Annotated in this window: 16 protein-coding genes and 1 pseudogene; 10 read left to right on the top strand and 7 right to left on the bottom strand. The window is 58.6% G+C overall.

All coding sequences use genetic code 11. The features are described 5' to 3' along the window. Positions 1-75: 75 nt before the first annotated feature. The 4 genes and pseudogenes from selA to SPE70_RS25125 all read left to right on the top strand — a co-directional run bounded on the left by selA (position 76) and on the right by SPE70_RS25125 (position 4,038). Positions 76-1,464, top strand: a complete 1,389-nt coding sequence (gene selA, locus SPE70_RS25140) for an L-seryl-tRNA(Sec) selenium transferase (RefSeq protein ID WP_038421896.1) — start codon at positions 76-78, stop codon at positions 1,462-1,464. Next, a complete protein-coding gene (gene selB / locus SPE70_RS25135; protein ID WP_063105959.1) occupies positions 1,461-3,302 on the top strand; it encodes a selenocysteine-specific translation elongation factor in 1,842 nt (613 codons plus the stop codon). The genes selA and selB overlap by 4 nt, the downstream gene beginning before the upstream one ends. A 42-nt stretch (positions 3,303-3,344) precedes the next feature. Beyond that, positions 3,345-3,437 (top strand): annotated as a pseudogene (locus tag SPE70_RS25130) (IclR family transcriptional regulator); the annotation flags it as partial. 109 nt (positions 3,438-3,546) lie between these two features. Next, entirely contained in the window at positions 3,547-4,038 is a 492-nt protein-coding gene (locus SPE70_RS25125) for a 4Fe-4S dicluster domain-containing protein (RefSeq protein WP_022064885.1), read from the top strand. Positions 4,039-4,080: 42 nt separating this feature from the next. On the opposite strand, the gene avtA is transcribed toward SPE70_RS25125, so the two are convergent. Next, positions 4,081-5,337, bottom strand: a complete 1,257-nt coding sequence (gene avtA / locus SPE70_RS25120) for a valine--pyruvate transaminase (protein WP_008806869.1) — start codon at positions 5,335-5,337, stop codon at positions 4,081-4,083. A gap of 168 nt (positions 5,338-5,505) precedes the next feature. Next, positions 5,506-7,539 carry an alpha-amylase gene (locus tag SPE70_RS25115; protein WP_008806870.1) on the bottom strand — a complete coding sequence of 678 codons (2,034 nt, stop codon included), beginning with the start codon at positions 7,537-7,539 and terminating at the stop codon, positions 5,506-5,508. 314 nt (positions 7,540-7,853) lie between these two features. Between SPE70_RS25115 and SPE70_RS25110 the strand changes: the two genes are divergently transcribed. Then, on the top strand, positions 7,854-8,672 hold the full coding sequence (locus SPE70_RS25110) for a protein bax (protein WP_008806871.1): 819 nt from the start codon (positions 7,854-7,856) through the stop codon (positions 8,670-8,672). 38 nt (positions 8,673-8,710) lie between these two features. Here the strand turns inward: SPE70_RS25110 and xylR are convergent, their stop codons facing one another. From xylR to xylF, 4 genes are all read right to left on the bottom strand, one after another. Beyond that, positions 8,711-9,889: a D-xylose utilization transcriptional activator XylR gene (xylR, locus tag SPE70_RS25105; protein ID WP_008806872.1), complete on the bottom strand. Its 1,179-nt coding sequence runs from the start codon at positions 9,887-9,889 to the stop codon at positions 8,711-8,713. 234 nt (positions 9,890-10,123) lie between these two features. Further along, complete coding sequence (gene xylH / locus SPE70_RS25100; protein ID WP_008806873.1) at positions 10,124-11,305, bottom strand: xylose ABC transporter permease XylH; 1,182 nt, start codon at positions 11,303-11,305, stop codon at positions 10,124-10,126. Then, the gene (locus tag SPE70_RS25095; RefSeq protein WP_012540329.1) at positions 11,283-12,824 is read right to left on the bottom strand and encodes a xylose ABC transporter ATP-binding protein; all 1,542 of its coding nucleotides are present in this window, start codon (positions 12,822-12,824) and stop codon (positions 11,283-11,285) included. The genes xylH and SPE70_RS25095 overlap by 23 nt, the downstream gene beginning before the upstream one ends. 64 nt (positions 12,825-12,888) lie before the next feature. Then, the gene (gene xylF, locus SPE70_RS25090) at positions 12,889-13,884 is read right to left on the bottom strand and encodes a D-xylose ABC transporter substrate-binding protein (protein ID WP_004210164.1); all 996 of its coding nucleotides are present in this window, start codon (positions 13,882-13,884) and stop codon (positions 12,889-12,891) included. Positions 13,885-14,388: 504 nt separating this feature from the next. Here xylF and xylA point away from each other — a divergent pair. The 4 genes from xylA to yiaA all read left to right on the top strand — a co-directional run bounded on the left by xylA (position 14,389) and on the right by yiaA (position 18,276). After that, complete coding sequence (gene xylA / locus SPE70_RS25085; RefSeq protein WP_008806876.1) at positions 14,389-15,711, top strand: xylose isomerase; 1,323 nt, start codon at positions 14,389-14,391, stop codon at positions 15,709-15,711. Positions 15,712-15,803: 92 nt separating this feature from the next. Then, positions 15,804-17,258 (top strand): xylulokinase, encoded by a 1,455-nt coding sequence (gene xylB, locus SPE70_RS25080; RefSeq protein WP_008806877.1) that lies wholly within the window; start codon positions 15,804-15,806, stop codon positions 17,256-17,258. A gap of 168 nt (positions 17,259-17,426) precedes the next feature. Continuing rightward, positions 17,427-17,798, top strand: coding sequence for an inner membrane protein YiaB (gene yiaB / locus SPE70_RS25075; protein ID WP_008806878.1), 372 nt, complete (start codon positions 17,427-17,429; stop codon positions 17,796-17,798). Between the two features lie 31 nt (positions 17,799-17,829). Then, positions 17,830-18,276: an inner membrane protein YiaA gene (gene yiaA / locus SPE70_RS25070; protein WP_008806879.1), complete on the top strand. Its 447-nt coding sequence runs from the start codon at positions 17,830-17,832 to the stop codon at positions 18,274-18,276. A 26-nt stretch (positions 18,277-18,302) separates the two neighbouring features. Here the strand turns inward: yiaA and SPE70_RS25065 are convergent, their stop codons facing one another. Continuing rightward, a complete protein-coding gene (locus SPE70_RS25065; protein WP_032736527.1) occupies positions 18,303-19,298 on the bottom strand; it encodes an acyltransferase in 996 nt (331 codons plus the stop codon). A 179-nt stretch (positions 19,299-19,477) separates the two neighbouring features. Between SPE70_RS25065 and SPE70_RS25060 the strand changes: the two genes are divergently transcribed. Continuing rightward, positions 19,478-19,777, top strand: coding sequence for a YsaB family lipoprotein (locus SPE70_RS25060; protein WP_077598891.1), 300 nt, complete (start codon positions 19,478-19,480; stop codon positions 19,775-19,777). Positions 19,778-19,829 lie beyond the last annotated feature (52 nt).

The raw sequence follows: 19,829 nt of genomic DNA, 5'->3' as shown, positions 1-19,829 counted from the left end.
CGTTACAATCGCCACTGATTGTTGACTCCCTCTCCCGTCGGGAGGGGGGAAAATAACTTACCGCCAGGCCCATTCATGACTACCGATATTCGTGCGCTTTATACCCGGCTTCCGGCCATTGACCGCTTACTACGCGACCCCGCTTTTTCTCCCCTGCTGGCGCAGCACGGCCATTCGCAGGTGGTGGCGCAGCTGCGCCAGATGCTGGATGAGGCGCGGGAACAGATTAGCCAACGGCAGACGCTCCCTGACTGGAGCCATGACTGGCTGCACGCCTGTGAGCAGCGGCTCACCGCCGGCCAGCGGAGCGCCCTGCGTCCGGTGTTTAATCTCACCGGTACGGTATTGCATACCAATCTGGGGCGCGCCATCCAGGCGGAGTCGGCCGTGGAGGCGGTTGCCAGCGCGATGCGCGCGCCGGTGACGCTCGAATATGATCTCGACGACGCCGGGCGCGGCCATCGCGATCGCGCCATTGCCGATCTGCTGTGCCAGATCACCGGCGCGGAAGATGCCTGTATCGTGAACAACAACGCGGCGGCCGTTCTGCTGATGCTGGCGGCCACCGCCAGCGGCCGCGAAGTGGTGGTTTCCCGCGGCGAACTGGTGGAGATCGGCGGCGCATTTCGCATTCCTGATGTGATGCGTCAGGCGGGTTGTCAGCTGCACGAAGTGGGTACCACCAACCGCACCCATGCCAAAGACTATCGCCAGGCAGTGAATGACAATACCGCGCTGCTGATGAAGGTTCACACCAGCAACTACAGCATTGAAGGCTTTACCAAAGCCGTCGACGAAGCGGAGCTGGCGGCCATTGGCCGCGAACTGGACGTCCCGGTGGTGGCCGACCTGGGCAGCGGGTCGCTGGTGGATCTCAGCCAGTATGGCCTGCCGAAGGAGCCGATGCCGCAGGAGATGATCTCCGCCGGGGTGAGCCTGGTCAGTTTCTCTGGCGACAAGCTGCTCGGCGGCCCGCAGGCCGGAATTATCGTCGGCGAACGCGCGCTGATTGCCCGGCTGCAAAGCCATCCGCTGAAGCGGGCCCTGCGCGCGGATAAAATGACCCTCGCGGCGCTGGAAGCCACGCTGCGCCTCTATCAGCACCCGGAGGTGCTAACGGAGAGATTACCGACGCTGCGCTTGCTCACCCGTCCGGCGGAAGAGATCCGCCGGCTGGCTGAACGCCTGCTGCCTGACCTGGCGGCACACTATGCTGACTTTGCCGTCAGCGTGGCAGCCTGCCAGTCGCAGATTGGCAGCGGTTCGTTACCCGTTGACCGCCTGCCCAGCGCGGCGTTGACCTTTACCCCGCATGACGGCCGCGGCAGCCGGCTGGAGGCGCTGGCTGCCCGCTGGCGCGCGCTGCCGTGTCCGGTGATTGGCCGCATTGATGATGGTCGGCTCTGGCTGGACCTGCGCTGTCTGGAAGATGAAACCCGGTTTATGGAGATGTTGTTACGATGATTATTGCCACCGCTGGACATGTTGACCACGGCAAAACGACGCTGCTGCAGGCGATAACCGGCGTAAATGCCGATCGTCTGCCGGAAGAGAAAGCGCGGGGAATGACGATCGATCTCGGCTATGCCTACTGGCCGCAGCCGGACGGGCGGGTGCTGGGATTTATTGACGTTCCCGGGCACGAAAAGTTTTTGTCCAACATGCTGGCGGGGGTGGGCGGTATTGACCATGCGCTGCTGGTGGTGGCCTGCGATGACGGGGTGATGGCGCAAACCCGCGAACACCTGGCGATCCTGCAGTTGACCGGAAAGCCGACGCTGACCGTGGCGCTCACCAAAACGGACCGCGTGGCGGCCGCCAGGGTGGAGGAGGTCCGGGCGGAGGTCGAGCAGACTCTGCGCGAGCTGGGCTTTGACGCCGTCGCTTTCTTTCCCACCGCGGCGGCGGAAAACATCGGTATTGCCGAACTGCGCAGCCATCTGCTGCAGCTTGCGGAGCGCCCCCACCCGCAGCAGCAGCGGTTTCGCCTGGCGCTGGACCGTGCTTTTACCGTCAAAGGCGCGGGGCTGGTGGTCACCGGGACGGCGCTCTCCGGCGAAGTACGGGTCGGGGATACTCTGTGGCTCACCGGCGTCAACACGCCGATGCGCGTCCGCGGCCTGCATGCCCAGAATCAAGCGGTTGAGCAGGCGCACGCCGGGCAGCGCATCGCGCTGAATATTGTCGGCGATGCACAGAAAGAGGCAGTGCACCGCGGCGACTGGCTGTTGTCCTCACCGCCGCCGGAGCCTGCGGAACGGGTGATTGTCGAGCTGCAGTGCCATACGCCGCTCAGCCAGTGGCAACCGCTGCATATTCACCATGCTGCCAGCCACATTACCGGCCGGGTGTCGCTCCTCGAGGACAACCTGGCGGAGCTGGTGCTGGATACCCCGCTGTGGCTGGCGGATAACGACCGGCTGGTGCTCCGCGATATCTCTGCGCGTATGACGCTGGCCGGCGCACGGGTGGTGACGCTGGATCCCCCGCGCCGCGGCAAACGTAAACCGGAATATCTGCAGTGGCTGCACGCCCTGGCGGCAGTTGGCGCTGACGATGCGCAGGCGCTTGAGCTGCATCTGCAGCGGGATGCCGTCCGGCTTGAGCGCTTCGCCTGGGCACGGCAGCTCAGCGAAGCCGGAATGGCCGCCCTGATCCAGCGACCAGACTATCTGCAGGCCGGACAGCGCCTGCTCAGTGCCCCGCTTGCCGCCCGCTGGCAGCGAAAATTGCTGGATGCCCTGGCGCGCTACCATGAGCAGCATCGCGACGAGCCGGGCCCTGGCCGGGAGCGCCTGCGCCGCATCGCGCTGCCGATGGAAGATGAAGCGCTGGTGCTGCTGCTGATTGAGCAGATGCGTGAGAGTGGCTTAGTCCACAGCCATCACGGCTGGCTGCATTTGCCGGAGCATAAAGCCGGGTTTACCGACGAGCAGCAGGCGGTCTGGCAGAAGGTGGAGGCTCTTTTCGGCGACGATCCGTGGTGGGTGCGCGATCTCGCGCGCGAAGTCCATGTTGAAGAGTCCCTGATGCGCGCGGTGCTGCGCCAGGCGGCGCAGCAGGGGATGATTACTGCGATCGTCAAGGATCGTTACTACCGCAACGATCGCATTGTGCAGTTCGCCCAACGGGTGCGCGAGCTGGATCAGCTGCGCGGATCAACCTGCGCCGCGGATTTCCGCGACACCTTAAACGTCGGGCGTAAGCTGGCGATTCAGATCCTGGAGTATTTCGATCGGATTGGCTTCACCCGCCGTCGCGGTAACGATCATATCCTGCGCGATAAGGCGTTGTTTCTGTAATCATTCACGCCAGCTCCCCGGCGGACTTCGTGCAGGGGAGCTGGCGAAAAGAACTTGTTAAAACCGCTGCGTGAGACCGCCGAAGCAATTTCGCGTGAACTGGGTTTCACGGTGCGTGAAGCGTCAGGCAAATGACCACATCCTGCAGGCCATCTGACAAAAAACAGCGCTGATTCCATTCAGGATCAAAGCGCGGGCAGGGACTATTCTGGCACCCTGCGGTTTTATCCCCAGGGAGCAGAGGATGAACCAGTTTCTTATTGCCAATGCCCAGCGGTGTATTGGCTGTCGTACCTGTGAAGTGGCTTGTGCGGTGGCGCACCAGCAGGCGCAGGATGTCGCCGCCCTGTCGACGAACCATTTCGCGCCGCGTATCCGGGTGGTGAAAAGCGGTGACATATCGACGGCGACGGCGTGCCGGCAATGCGAGGATGCGCCCTGCGCCAGCGTTTGCCCGCAAGGGGCGATTCAGCGCGACAATGACGTCTGGTGGGTCGACCAGCGGCGCTGCATCGGCTGCAAAAGTTGCATGGTGGCCTGCCCGTACGGCGCGATGACCGTTACGGTAGTGAACGAGCAGGCGCAGGCGCTGAAATGCGATCTATGCCATCACCGCGCTGAAGGACCAGCCTGCGTGGCCGCCTGCCCGACGCAGGCGCTGCGGGTGATGGTTCCCGCGGAGCTGGAAGCGCTATGCGCGCAAAAACGCCAGCGGCTGGCGCTGGCGCTGGCGTGAGTGGGGGCGCTAACGGGCGTTAACCGCCCGTGGCGTCAGAGGCTATGCTTCCTGTTCGCGCCAGGCGAATTCAATCTCTTCGGCGAGAATTTTCACCCCGGCCTCAATTTTTTGCGGGTCTGGCACATAGTTCATGCGCATGCACTGGTGGGTGTGCGGCCACGGCTTATCCAGACCCGGGAAGAAGTAATCCCCTGGAACCATCAGCACGCCGCGCTTTTTCAGCCGCTGATACAGCAGCTCGGTGGAGACCGGCAGGTCCTTAAACCACAGCCAGAGGAAAATGGCCCCCTCCGGTTTGTGGATCAGGCAGCGCTCCTCCGGTAAATAACGGCGAATAATGGCGATGGTTTCCTGCACCCGCTGGTAATAGAAGGGCTTGATCACCGTCTCTGACAGGCGCAGCAGATCCTGTCGTTTAATCATTTCGCACATCATTGCCGGCCCGATGCCGCCAGGGGCGAGGCTGATAATGCCGTTCATGTTGCTGATGGCGGTGATGATTTTCTCGTTGGCGATGATAATCCCGCAGCGGCTGCCCGGCAGGCCCAGTTTGGACAGGCTCATACACAGCACGATGTTTGGATTCCACAGCGGTCGGGCGTCGCTAAAGATAATGCCCGGGAACGGCACGCCGTAGGCATTATCAATCACCAGCGGGACCCCGTGCTGATTCGCCAGCGCATCCAGTTTGATCAGCTCTTCATCAGTGATGACGTTGCCGGTCGGGTTGGTGGGGCGCGAGACGCAGATCATCCCGGTCTCTTCCGTCACCTGCAGATGTTCAAAATCAACGTGGTATTTGAACTGGCCTTCCGGCAGCAGTTCGATGTTCGGCCGGGTGGCAACGAACAGATCCTCTTCCAGACCGGCATCGGCGTAACCAATATATTCCGGCGTCAGTGGGAACAGTACCTTACGCGTGGTGCCATCTGCCCGACGGCCTGCAAACAGATTAAATAAGTAGAAAAATGCGCTCTGACTGCCGTTTGTTAGCGCAATATTCTGTGGTTCGATCTCCCAGCCCAGCTCGTCGCGCAGCATGTTCGCCAGCAGGCTCAGCAGCTCGCTTTTGCCCTGCGGACCATCATAATTACAAAGCGCATCAAGGGCTTTGCCATTATCCAGCATGTCGGACAGCAGCTGCTGGAAGTAGTCATTCATTTCCGGGATCTGAGCGGGGTTGCCGCCGCCCAGCATAATAGCGCCCGGCGTGCGCAGACCGTCATTAAGGTCTTCCATCAAGCGGGTGATGCCTGAATGACGGGTGAATTTGTCGCCGAAAAGGGAAAATGTCATCGCGAATAGTCTATCGGTGGTTCTGGAAAGTGGCTAACCATAACGCCAGCGCTAGCGTGGTGCAAATCGGCGGGAGGAGACGGCTTTTTATCTTTATCCTGTAAATTGCTATTTTGTTAGCGTTTTGTTCTGAATGGCTCCCCGCCAGGGCGGAGAGCCACCTGTGGATTACTGCTGTTGTCCGGCCCAGATGACCATCACTTTGTCTTCACCGCTCTCACGCACGAACCCGTAACCACGCGGCATCGACAGCGTTGTCTGTTTGCCCATGCCGATTGCCGGATGGCGAGCGCGGAACTGACCGATCTTCTGCCAGTGAGTGACGCTGCGGGCCGCCTTGCCGTTAACATCCTGCCAGTTCATCTGCGAACGGGTGCCCTGCAGCGGGTCCGAGCCGGTGGGGCCGAACGGGCGCGATGATTCGTCACCATAGAAAATCTGCACGGCGCCAGGGGCCAGCAGCAACAGCTCCGCCGCGGTGGTGCCGCCTTCGCGGAACAGGCGCGTATCGTGCGAGGAGAGGTAACTCAGGACGTTAAAGCTCTGCAGCTTGTCCGCCATTTGCTGCCAGGTGAGGTCAATATTAGCCATACAGGTCGCCGCTTTCGCCGCCTGATCCTGATAGTCGAAATTGATCATCGCATCAAAACCGTGGCGATAATAATCGCTCTGCATCACTCCATGTCCCCAGGCTTCGCCGGTCATCCAGAACGGCGCCGCATCCAGCGCTTTATCCGGATTGGCTTTCTTCCACTCCGCCAGCGCGGCGGTGGCCTGGGTTTTTAACTGCTGCCAGGCGTCCATCTCCACGTGTTTAGCGGTATCGACGCGGAAGCCATCGATGCCGTAGTCGCGTACCCACTGGCTCAGCCAGTGGGTCAGGTAGTCGCGCGGCGTATAGCCCGGGATCGCTTTCGCTGCGGTGTCTGGTTTATGGCTATAGAAGTTCGGCAGGCCTGAGGCTTCCTTCGATTCGGTTTTCAGGTCCGGCAGGAAGGCCAGCGACATGGTGAGATCGTCATAGCCTGGGTTGTCATAATCGCCGATATCGGTGCGGATCCACTTCTTGCCCCACCATTTCTCCCAGCCGGCTTTGTCGCTGAAGTTGATGTAGTCGTTAAAGCTATGCCAGGTCTGGCCCGCGCCCGGTTTCCAGTCCGTCCAGCGCTCGCCAAGGGTTTTTTTCAGCTCATCGCCTTGCAGATACAGGGCGCCGAACTGGAACTCCTGCATGTCGGCCAGGGTAGCGTAACCGGTATGGTTCATCACCACGTCAAACAGGATGCGTATGCCGCGCTTATGCGCTTCATCCACCAGTCGGCGGAGATCCGCTTCGGTCCCCATGTTGGCGTCCAGTTTCGACCAGTCCTGGGTGTAATAGCCGTGGTAGGCGTAGTGCGGGAAATCGCCCTTCGTGCCGCCGCCGACCCAGCCGTGGATCTGCTCGAGCGGGGAGCTGATCCACAGGGCGTTAACCCCCATCTGCTGCAGATAATCCAGCTTGCTGGTTAATCCCTGCAGGTCACCGCCGTGGAAGGTGCCGATCTCCTGCATGCCGTCTTTATGACGGCCATAGCTGTTGTCGTTGGCCGGGTTGCCATTTACAAAGCGATCGGTCAGGACGAAGTAGACAGTGGCGTTGTGCCAGTCAAACGGCGCCGGGGCGGCGGTCTCGGCACGCTCGAGCAGCAGCAGGCCATTGCTGCCGAAGGCGGGCTGCAGGGTGATTTTGCCGCCGCTGACGGTCGCGACATTGCCGCTGTAGAAATCACGGACCTTGCTGCCCTCGGCGAAGGTTTTGCTGACGTCGATGGTCAGCGGTTTTCCATCCCACTTCGGACACTGGCGGATCTGCGGCGCTGCGGCGCTGGCCTCTTTTTCCTCCAGCGAAATCATCATTGTCGGTGTGCCGGAGCGGGTATCCACCTCCAGGGTATACAACCCCTGGCGGAAGATACGCCATTGCGGCGGGGTGCCACGGCAGGGCTCCATGGACAGCATCTGGTTGAGCTTAATGCCGCCGGAAGGCTGCCAGCACTGCTGGTCAAAATTTAGCTGCAGAGGACGTGTACCCTTCTCAACCACTTTCTGGCTGATGAATCGGCCCGTCCCTTCTTCGGTAAAGGCAGGGAAGTCGGTAGTAGTCCAGGCGGCAAAGGCCATCCCAGGCACGAATAACGTGGCAAGCGCAGCGAGTTTCATTGCGGGATCCTGTGAGCGGTTTTTATCTAGTGTGCCTTGTTGCCGCACGGGTGAACTCCTCCTGGCGGGCGTTTTACCAGGAGGATGAAAAGGGGTGAGTGACACCGCTCAAAAAATAGGCTAAAAATGAGACGAAGCTAGCATTTTCGCACTGGCGATGCGTCGCAGAAACCGATTTCAGATGACACCAATTCGGAATTGGACTATTTCTGTTGATGCTCTCATTGCGTATTTTTGATACTATTAGCGATTCAGCTATCGTTTTTTTGTGAAAAACAAGGTGTTGGAATGCATATATCCGACCAGGAGACCTGATGATATCGAATCCCATACGACGATATGGGGCCGCCATACTTATGTTACTAACCTGTGTATTTTCAGGTAGTGTGTTGGCAACAACGCACACAGCAACAAAGAGTCATAAAGCCCCAACGGTTAAGAAGATCAGTAGTACTAAGGTAAGCAGTAAACAAGAGTATTCTCGCAATAGTGTAAAGAGCAGTTCACTTCCTGACTTGCGAAAATACCCTTCCGGAACACCAAGGAAAAAAGCGTTTCTCCGGACGGTCATGCCTTATATTACCAAGCAGAATCAGGCGATTACTGCGGATCGTAACTGGCTTGTTTCCAAGCAGTACGATGCTCGCTGGTCGCCGACTGAGAAGGCGCGCCTGAAAGATATCGCTGCCCGTTATAAGGTGAAGTGGTCAGGCAATACGCGTCATGTGCCCTGGAACGCGCTGCTTGAGCGTGTCGACATTATTCCGAACAGCATGGTAGCAACCATGGCGGCGGCGGAAAGTGGCTGGGGTACCTCCAAGCTGGCGCGTGAGAACAACAACCTGTTTGGCATGAAGTGCGGCGCCGGTCGCTGCCGCGGGGCGATGAAAGGCTACTCGCAGTTCGAATCAGTGGAGCAGTCGGTGCAGGCTTATGTCACCAACCTGAACACCCACCCGGCTTATTCTTCATTCCGCAAATCGCGCCTGCAGCTGCGCAAGGCGGATCAGGAAGTGACGGCCAGTACCATGATTCATAAGCTGAAGGGTTATTCGACCAAAGGGTCGAGCTACAACAACTATCTCTTCGCGATGTATCAGGACAATCAGCGGCTCATCGCCGCCCATCTGTAATCCGGATGCCCGGCCTTGTCGCCGGGCATTTTTTTGCCCTACAGCATCACCTCGCTGTGCCGGTCACGGTACTCCTTCGGCGTCACGTCGTACTCCTTCTTAAACACCGAATAAAAATATTGCAGCGATGGGTAGCCGCACATCTGTGATATCTCATTGATCGACAGGCTGGTGGACACCAGCAGGCTGCGCGCCTTTTCCAGTTTCTCGCTGTGGATCACCGTGTGGATGGTCTCCCCGACTTCCTCTTTGAAGCGTTTCTCCAGATTGGAGCGAGAGATGCCCACGGCGTCGAGCACCTGTTCCACCTTGATGCCTTTGCAGGCGTTGTTGCGAATGTAATGCATCGCCTGAATCACGGAGGGATCGTTCAATGACCGGTAGTCGGTGGAGCGTCGCTCAACGACGCGCATCGGCGGGATCAGCTGGCGCTGCAGCGGGAGCACCTCGTTATTCAGCAGCCGGTGGAGTAATTTTGCCGCCTGATAACCCATCTGGCGGGTGCCCTGGGCGACGGAGGAGAGGGCGACGCGAGAGAGATAGCGGGTCAGCTCCTCGTTATCGATGCCAATAACGCACAGTTTCTCTGGCACCGGGATATGCAGCAGCTCGCAGGCCTGCAGGACGTGGCGGGCGCGGGCGTCGGTGACGGCGATGATGCCGGTTTGCGGCGGCAGGGTTTGCAGCCAGTCGGCGAGCCGGTTTTGCGCGTGCTGCCAGTTTTCCGGCGCCGTCTCCAACCCCTGGTAGACCACGCCGCGATACTTCTCCTTCGCGACCAGCTGGCAGAAGGCATACTCGCGCTCTACCGCCCAGCGTTTACCGCTGGAGGTGGGGAGTCCGTAAAACGCAAAGCGGTGCACCCCTTTTTCCTTCAAATGGAGAAAGGCGCTTTCCACCAGCGCGGCGTTGTCCGTGGCAATATAGTGGACCGGCGGGTACTGCTCTGGCTGATGATAAGATCCGCCGACGCCGACGATGGGCACGTGGACATCGGCCAGCAGCTTTTCGATTTCGGGATCGTCATAGTCGGCGATAACGCCATCGCCCAGCCACTCTTTGATGTTTTCGATTCGTGCCCGAAAATCCTCTTCAATAAAGATATCCCACTCCAGCTGGGAGGCTTGCAGATACTCGCCGACGCCCTCAACCACCTGGCGGTCATAAGCTTTGTTGGCATTGAATAACAGCGTAATACGGTGACGCTTTTCAAACATAGATAATGTTCCTGCTCTAACCCCGGTCATACCCCTTCATTCATGATGTTGCCGATGGCCTGGCTTCCTCACTCACCCGGGCCACGTACGCCGGTACGCAGCCCGGGGGCGCCGTCTGCAACCCGAATGCTGTTGGGTATACACTACCGGCTAATGCCCGAGATATTTCAAGCGCCTTGTGGCGAAGTTTGGCGGTAGCGCAAAGAATTCAGACATTCTCCAGAGAGTCTCTCCTCACGCGCGCCGCTTGGTGGCGGAGTCCATCCACACCGCCAGCAGCAAAATGGCGCCTTTAACGATATATTGCCAGAAGGTGGCGACGTCCATCATGCTCATGCCGTTATCCAGGGCTGACATAATAAACGCCCCCATTACCGCTCCGGCGACGCTGCCGATGCCGCCCGCCAGGCTGGTGCCGCCGATGACGCAGGCGGCGATGGCGTCCAGTTCGGCGATATTGCCCGCCGAGGGCGACCCGGCGCCGAGGCGCGAGCTGAGGATCAGCCCGGCAATGGCGACCATCAGGCCGTTAATGGCAAACACCGCCAGCTTGGTTCGCTCGACGTTGATCCCTGAGAGGCGGGCCGCCTCCAGGTTGCCGCCGATGGCATAGATGCGACGACCAAAGGCGGTGCGGGTGGCCATAAACAGGCCTGCCAGCAGCAGGGCAGCGAGGATCAGCACCGGGGTCGGCACGCCACGATAGTCATTGAGCAGCCAGATTGCGCCCAGCACAATCACCGCGGTAATGGCCTGACGGCCAACGGCGGCGGTGGAGGACGAGGTCGCCAGACCTAACGCCTGACGGCGCATCCGCCCGCGCCACTGCCAGACGATAAACGCCGCCATGCCGACAACGCCGATGCCAAACCCAATACCGTCTGGCAGATAGCTTTGGCCGATCTGCGCCATCGCCGGGCTGGTGGGCGAGACGGTGGTCCCGTTGGTGATGCCGATCAGAATGCCGCGAAACGCCAGCATCCCGGCGAGGGTGACGATAAACGAGGGAACCTTGCGATAGGCCACCCACCATCCGTTCCACGCCCCGAGCAGCAGGCCCATCACCAGGGTCACCAGGATGGTGAGCGGCAGCGGCCAGCCGAGCCAGACGTCAAAGATTGCCGCGGCGCCGCCCAGCAGCCCCATCATCGAGCCGACGGACAGGTCGATTTCTGCCGAAATAATCACAAACACCATGCCAACGGCGAGGATGCCGGTGATGGCCGTCTGGCGCAGCAGGTTGGAGATATTGCGTGCGCTCAGGTAGGCGCCATCGGTAACCCAGGTGAAAAACAGCATAATGACGACGATGGCGGCGATCATCACAAAGACCTGGAGATTCAGCCCCTTCAGCGCCGGCAAGGCGGCGGGGGCGGTTGGGGTGAGTTTGATTTCAGACGACGTGTTCTTCGACATGGCGTTCGCTCCTCAGCGCGGCTTCCATCACCTGCTCCTGGGTCAGATGTTGATTAACCAAATTGGCTTTTAGTCTGCCTTCGTGCATAACCAGCACCCGATCGCTGAGACCGAGCACCTCGGGCAGTTCTGATGAAATGACAATGACCGCGATGCCCTGCTGCACCAGCTGGTTAATCAGTTTATAAATTTCATACTTTGCCCCGATATCGATGCCACGGGTGGGTTCGTCGAGGATCAGAATGCGCGGATTGAGCAGCAGACAGCGCGCGAGTATCGCCTTTTGCTGGTTGCCGCCGCTCAGGCGGCCAATCGCCAGTTCCGGCGAGGAGGTTTTAATTTTCAAACGCTGAATGGACTGCTGAATGCAGTGCTGCTCGGCGGCGTCGTCCAGGCTGCTCATCGCGCCGGTGAACTGGTTGAGCGCCGCCAGGGTAATGTTTTTGCCCACCGCCATCACCGGCACGATGCCGTCTTTTTTGCGGTCTTCCGGCACCATGGCGATGCCGTGGGCAATGGCCTGCTGGCAGTTAGAAATGCTCACCGGCTGGCCATCAATAAAGATCTCCCCTTGCCAGCGCCCCGGCCAGACGCCGAACAGGCACTGTACCGCCTCGGTACGTCCGGCGCCGACCAACCCGGCGATGCCGAGGATTTCCCCGCGACGCAGGGAAAACGAGACGTCATTGACGCGTTTAATATGGCGGTTTACCGGGTGCCAGGCGGTTAAATGTTCGACCCGCAGGATCTCCTCGCCGTGGGCGTGCGGCTCGCTGGGATAGAGCGCGGTGAGCTCGCGGCCGACCATCATGGTGATGATATCGTCTTCGCTCATGCCGCTGGCGTCGCGGGTGCCGATGTGCTGGCCATCGCGGATCACGCAGATCGTGTCGGAGATCGCTTTGACCTCATTGAGCTTGTGAGAAATATAAATGCAGGCGATACCGTGGTTTTGCAGATCGCGAATGATCGTCAGCAGCGTCGCGGTCTCTTGTTCGGTTAAGGAAGCGGTCGGTTCGTCGAGGATCAGCAGACGAACCTGTTTATTCAGCGCCTTGGCGATCTCCACCAGCTGCTGCTGGCCAAGGCCGAGGTCGCCGACGCGGGTGTCGGGCGAAATGGGCAGATTGACCTGCGCCAACAGCTTCTGACAGCGCAGCGTCATGGTTTCATAATCCAGCAGACCGTGGCGGGAGATCTCGGCGCCGAGGAAAATATTCTCCAGCACGGTGAGATGTTTCACCAGCGCCAGCTCCTGGTGAATAATGGCGATGCCTTTGCGTTCGGTATCGCGAATATGGTTTGCCTGCAGCGTTTCGCCGGCAAAAATAATCTCGCCCTCATAGCTTCCGTGCGGATAGATACCGCACAACACCTTCATCAGCGTCGATTTCCCCGACCCATTTTCACCGCATAACGAGACCACCTCACCCGCGTTAAGACGCAGGCTGACGTTATCCACGGCTTTAACGGCGCCGAAGGTTTTGGTGATGTTCTTCATTTCGAGTAGCCAGGCCATAAAGACTCCGCAAAAGTGATATCCGGCGGGATGGAAATGACGCCCCGCAGCGGGGCGTCAGCCGTTACAATTCACTCTTTTTATGGAAACCGTCTTTAATCACCGTGGCGTCGATATTCTCTTTATTCACCTCAATGGGCGTTAACAGGCGCGAAGGGACATCTTTTAAGCCGTTATTCAGCGTGGTATCGGCCTTCGGCTGCTTATCGTTACCCAGCTCAACGGCGATTTCAGCGGCGTTGGTGGCCAGGGTGGTAATCGGTTTATAGACGGTCATCGTCTGAGTACCGGAAATAATGCGCTTCACACCCGCCAGGTCAGCATCCTGACCGGAGATCGCCACTTTACCGGCCAGCCCCTGGGCGGTTAAGGCCTGGATGGCGCCGCCGGCGGTGGCGTCATTGGAGGCGACCACGGCATCGATCTTGTTATTATTCGCCGTCAGCGCGTTTTCCATTATTTTCAGTGCATTCTCCGGCAGCCAGCCGTCAACCCACTGATCGCCGACAATCTTAATTTTGCCTTCATCCACATACGGTTTGAGGACCTTCATCTGCCCGGCGCGGAACAGTTTGGCGTTATTATCCACCGGCGAGCCGCCCATCAGGAAATAATTACCCTGCGGCACTTTGTCGACCAGACTTTGCGCCTGCATTTCACCAACTTTTTCATTGTCGAAAGAAATATAAAAATCAATGTCAGCATTATTAATCATACGGTCATAGGCCAGGACTTTAATACCTTCCTGCTTGGCTTCTTTAATCACGTTGCTGAGTACCTGACCGTTATAAGGAATAATGACTAACACATCGACGCCGCGGTTGATCATATTTTCAATTTGCGACATCTGCGTTTCTTCATTGCCGTTGGCGGACTGGACAAAAACTTTGGCGCCTAAGGATTCCGCTTTATTGACGAAAATATCACGGTCTTTCTGCCAGCGCTCCAGACGCAGATCGTCGATGGCCATGCCAATCTTCACTTCTTTCGCCATCCCCGCCATGCTGGCGAGCAGGAGGGAGCTGGCGCAAAGTGTAAGGCAAAGGTTCTTTATCTTCATAATAATGATACCTTTTTTGTAAGGGTAGGTAAGACGAACGGAAAATAATGTTTGATACATGAGGTTGCGGATACGTTACAGATTCTTAACGCGGAAAGCAGGGCTGGCAATTACCGGTTCTTATTTTGCCGTTATGAAATTTCGTTTAATGTGCAAATTATGACGGCGATCGTATTTTATTCATGCACACTCTTATTATTGCACTGGACTTGCCCGACAAGGCACGGAGAAGGCGGAAGTATATTATTTTTTGCGAGCTGGCGCACGTTTGTGGATTCTCTCAATGGCGGTGTGAAATAACGTAATTGAGGAGATGGAAAGTGAAATTCTATATTGGCTTAAACCCGTCATACTTCAAGTTGTAGGTGGGTTGGTGACATTCGTTGCTCCGACCTTTGCTGGCGCCAGCGCCTGAGGGTTCACGCTCTTGCCGCCTTCCTGCAACTCGAATTATTTAGGGTATCTGATTGGTTATTCGCCGCATCTCTGAATATGGAGTTCTCTATGCAGACCTATTTCGATCAACTCGATCGCGTTCGTTACGAAGGCCCGAAATCCACTAACCCGCTGGCTTTCCGTCACTACAACCCGGATGAACTGGTGCTGGGCAAACGGATGGAAGATCATCTGCGTTTTGCGGCCTGTTACTGGCATACCTTCTGCTGGAATGGCGCCGATATGTTTGGCGTGGGCTCCTTCGACCGTCCATGGCAGCAGCCTGGCGACGCCCTGGAAATGGCCAAACGTAAAGCCGATGTGGCGTTTGAATTCTTCCACAAACTCAATGTGCCTTACTACTGCTTCCACGATGTCGATGTCTCGCCGGAAGGCGCCTCGCTGCAGGAGTACAGCAATAACTTCGCCCGCATGGTCGAGGTGCTGGCAGAGAAACAGCAGCAGAGCGGCGTGAAGCTTCTGTGGGGGACCGCAAACTGCTTTACCAACCCGCGCTACGGCGCCGGCGCGGCCACCAACCCGGATCCGGAAGTGTTTAGCTGGGCGGCCACCCAGGTGGTCACCGCCATGAATGCCACTCATCAGCTGGGAGGCGAAAACTATGTGCTGTGGGGCGGTCGCGAGGGCTATGAAACCCTGCTGAATACCGACCTGCGTCAGGAGCGTGAACAGATTGGCCGCTTCATGCAACTGGTGGTGGAGCATAAGCATAAAATTGGCTTTAAAGGCACGCTGCTGATTGAGCCCAAACCGCAGGAACCGACCAAGCATCAGTATGACTATGATGCCTCTACCGTTTACGGCTTCCTCAAACAGTTTGGTCTGGAAAAAGAGATTAAACTGAATATTGAAGCTAACCATGCCACGCTCGCCGGACATTCGTTCCATCATGAAATTGCGACGGCCATCGCGCTGGGGCTGTTCGGCTCCGTCGACGCCAACCGCGGCGATCCGCAGCTGGGCTGGGATACCGACCAGTTCCCGAACAGCGTCGAAGAGAATGCGCTGGTGATGTATGAAATTCTTAAAGCGGGCGGCTTCACTACCGGCGGCCTCAACTTTGATGCGAAAGTGCGCCGGCAGAGCACCGACAAATACGACCTGTTCTATGGTCATATTGGCGCGATGGATACCATGGCGCTGTCGCTGAAAGTTGCGGCGCGGATGATTGAGGACGGTGAGCTGGATAAACGCGTGGCCAGACGCTACGCCGGCTGGAACGGTGAGCTGGGGCAGCAGATCCTTAACGGGCAGATGACCCTCAGCGACATTGCCCAGTATGCCACTCAGCATCAGCTGGCGCCGCAGCATCGCAGCGGCCAGCAGGAACAACTGGAAAACCTGGTCAACCATTATCTGTTTGATAAGTAATCATGCGGCGGCGCCCGGCATGACCGGCGTCGCAACCAGGATGCTCTGTTCGCGCCACGCTTAGCCGTGGCGCGCGTTTAAGGAGAGGTAGTATGTATATCGGCATCGATCTGGGAACATCGGGCGTCAAAGCCATTCTGCTGAATGAGCAGGGTGAGGTAGTGGCATCGCATACCGAAAAACTCACCGTCTCGCGTCCGCATCCGCTGTGGTCGGAACAAGATCCCGAACAGTGGTGGCTGGCGACAGACACGGCGATGAAAGCCCTGGGCGCGCAGCATAGCCTGCGCGACGTGAAGGCGCTGGGCATCGCTGGTCAGATGCACGGCGCCACGTTGCTGGATAAATCGTTACAGGTGCTGCGTCCGGCCATTTTATGGAATGACGGCCGCTGCGCCGAAGAGTGCCAGCTGCTGGAGGAAAAAGTCAGCGCTTCCCGGCAGATCACCGGCAACCTGATGATGCCGGGCTTTACGGCGCCGAAGTTACTCTGGGTGCAGCGCCACGAGGCGGCGGTGTTCAACCAGGTCGATAAAGTGCTGCTGCCGAAGGACTATCTGCGCCTGCGCATGACCGGCGAGCTTGCCAGCGACATGTCTGACGCCGCCGGTACGATGTGGCTGGACGTCGCCCGACGTGACTGGAGCGATGAGATGCTCGCCGCCTGCGATCTCAGTCGGGATGCGATGCCGGCGCTGTTTGAAGGCAGCGACGTCACCGGACAACTGCGACCTGAGGTGGCGCAGGCGTGGAATATGCCGCAGGCGCTGGTGGTGGGCGGCGGCGGCGACAACGCCGCAGGCGCGGTCGGGGTCGGAATGGCCGACGCCGGGCAGGCAATGCTGTCGCTGGGCACCTCAGGCGTCTACTTCGCCGTCAGCGAAGGGTTCCTCAGCAAACCCGAAAGCGCGGTGCACAGCTTCTGCCATGCGCTGCCGGGCCGCTGGCATCTGATGTCGGTGATGCTCAGCGCGGCCTCCTGCCTGGACTGGGCGGCGAAATTAACCGGCCTGGCCAGCGTGCCGGCGCTGATCGCGGCGGCGCAGACGGCGGATGAAAGCGCCGGTCCGGTGTGGTTCCTGCCCTATCTGTCGGGCGAACGCACGCCGCACAACAACCCGCAGGCCAAGGGCGTCTTTTTTGGCCTGACGCATCAGCATGGGCCGGCAGAGCTGGCGCGGGCGGTGCTGGAGGGCGTGGGCTATGCGCTGGCGGATGGCATGGACGTGGTACACGCCTGCGGCATCAAGCCGCAGAGCATCACGCTTATCGGCGGCGGGGCGCGCAGCGCTTACTGGCGACAAATGCTGGCGGATATCAGCGGCCAGCAGCTCGATTACCGTACCGGGGGTGACGTCGGCCCGGCGCTGGGGGCGGCCAGGCTGGCGCAGCTGGCGGTGCACGACGAGGCAGACCGCGCCGGGCTGCTGAAGCCGCTGCCGCTTGAACAAGCGCATCGCCCGGACGATCGCCGTGTGGCCCACTATGCGCCACAGCGGGAAACCTTCCGCCAGATTTATCAGCAGCTGAAACCGCTGATGTCTTAGCCTCAGTCCGTCCGGCAGCGCCGGGCGGATTCCCTCCCTGAATGTCCCAGCTACATCCATCCAAAAAAGCGTATTTGTTTATTCCGAAATCTCCGCTTTCCGGTGCGTAACCTGCGGCATCGCCGGGGGAGTCGGTCATAATCAGCCCCTGTCGACCAGGGAGGTGAGATGAACACAAAACGCAACATTGCCAGGGTGATGATGGCAGCAGGATCGCTGGTTTATCTGCTCGGTATCTGGCGAACCTGCCCGTTGTTTAGCGGTAAAGGTTATTTTCTCGGCGTACTGGTGATGGGGATGTTTGCCGTCCTCGCCCATCAGCGCGCCAGCCAGTGGCAGGAACAGGACGACGGCTTTATTGCCTTATGTCGGCTGGTGCTGCTGCTATCGGTCGGCCTGCTGCTGGTCGGCGCCTGGTATGTGCCGGCAGACTGGCATGAAAAAGCCGTCTATATCGCGGCATGGTTTGTCTGCTTATATGGCGCATCGGCAACCCCCGAACGGACCCGCGTCGCCCGGGCGATGCAAAAAACGGAATAAGCGCCGCTCCGAGGCGCGTAAAAGGTAAAAAGTGATGGAAAACAAGCACGCGACGTATTCTCCGGCGTTTCATTTGATCTCCTGGATTGCCCTGATCGGCGGCATCGTCACCTATCTGGTGGGGCTGTGGAATGCCGATATGCAGTTGAATGAGAAAGGCTATTATTTTGCTGTCCTGGTACTGGGGCTGTTTGCCGCGGCATCTTATCAAAAGACGGTGCGCGATAAGTATGAAGCCATTCCGACCACCGCGCTGTACTACACCACCTGCCTGGTGGTCTTCGTTATCGCTGTAGGTCTGCTGGTTATCGGACTGTGGAATGCCACTCTGCTGCTCAGCGAGAAAGGGTTCTATGGGCTGGCGTACTTTTTGAGCCTGTTTGGCGCTGTTGCGGTGCAGAAAAACGTGCGTGATGCCTGGGACCCGACGCGCTTACGGGAACCTCTCAGCGTGACGGAAGAGGGGCCTGAGTCGTAAGTCGGGCCCCTCCGGGTGGCGGACAGTTAGCTGACCAGCCGGCGGCTATCAATCCGCTGCACCAGGCCTGACAGCAGCAGGCTGCCGAGCAGGGCGGCGCTAAATATCCACACAATGTCCAGCAGCGGCCAGCGGGACAGCTCCAGATGGCTGGCGCGCAGCGCATGCACTATCAGGGCATGGAACCCGTAGATCCCCAGCGAATGTCGCGCAATGCAGGCGATACCGGGCAGGGGACGCGCGTTAAGCCAGTTTTTGGCCAGCGTCAGCAGGGCGACCGCGCAAACGAACACCGCCGGCCCGCAGTAGAGATACCAGGTGTCGCCAAAGTCTCCGCGCCAGCGCAGCTCATGCAGCGTGCCGCGGGAGATAACCCACACGGCGGCGATGAACAGCGCGGCGCAGAGCGGGGTCAGCCATTTTTTATCGGTGTCCAGGGTGCCAATGGCTCTGCCCAGCACGCCGTAGAGCACGTAGTAGAAGGTATCGCCGTTGATATAGAGGTTGACTGGCAGCCACTCAATCCCGGCGGCTTTGACGCTGACCATATTGGGGTTGGCCAGAATACCGAGGATCGCCATCAGCGCCAGCAGCATTTTGCCGCTGACGGACTTAACCTGAATCAGCGGTGAGAGCAGGTAGATGACGGTGATAGCAAAGAAAAACCACAGGTGGTAGAAGACGGGCTTCTGCAGCAAATTCTTTAACGATAGCTCGACGTTGATATGGGTAAACAGCGCGATATACAGCAGAGACAGCGCGCTATAGAACGCAATGCACAAACCAATTCGCCAGAAATGGCGCGGCTGGGCGCTGCGCTCGCCAAAAAACAGGTATCCCGAGATCATAAAAAACAGCGGCACACTGACGCGGGAGGCGGAATTGAGCAGATTGGCGATGTCCCATTCCATAAGGGTGATGGCATGCGGATGAGTGATATACCAACTGGTACTGTGGATCATCACCACCATCATGCAGGCGATACCGCGCAGGTTGGTGATCCAGTGTATCTTTTCTTGCATCAGTCCCTCAAAGTCTGCTGGCGAAATAAGGTCTGACCCGCCTTATGTCCCGGTGTCGCAATAGATTAGTCTGAGTTTTCGGTCACAGACTTGTCGCGGTTTCATGATATTCGCAAAATACCTGTAATACTGAATCTTTACGATAACAACTTGCTAACAAGGCGGTGGAGGAGTACGTGGTGAAAGGTGTTGTTTCCGTTATGCTGGTGCTGCTCCTCGCGGGCTGCAGCGAGACCATTTCTCCCCCGGCGCAAAAAGCGCAGCGCGCACGCATTACTCCGCAAACGACGCTCAATATGGCCCAGCTTTGCAAGGATCAGGCCGCTATTCGCTACAACACGCAAACGCAGCTCGTTGACGTGAACCATTTTGAACAATTCCAGGCGAGCTATGAGCTTTCGGGGCGGACCGGCAAGAATGAGCGTTTCATCTGTTCCTTTGACCCGGACGGCCAGTTTATGCATCTTTCGATGCGCTGAATCGACCCCGGCTGGCGTAAATTTCGTCCGTTTTCCTGAAACAACGCCGTTT

Source organism: Klebsiella sp. ZJOU C1 (assembly GCF_035620215.1).
In the GTDB taxonomy this organism is placed as follows: Bacteria; Pseudomonadota; Gammaproteobacteria; order Enterobacterales; family Enterobacteriaceae; genus Klebsiella; species Klebsiella variicola.
This window is presented reverse-complemented; position numbering and strand designations above follow the sequence as displayed.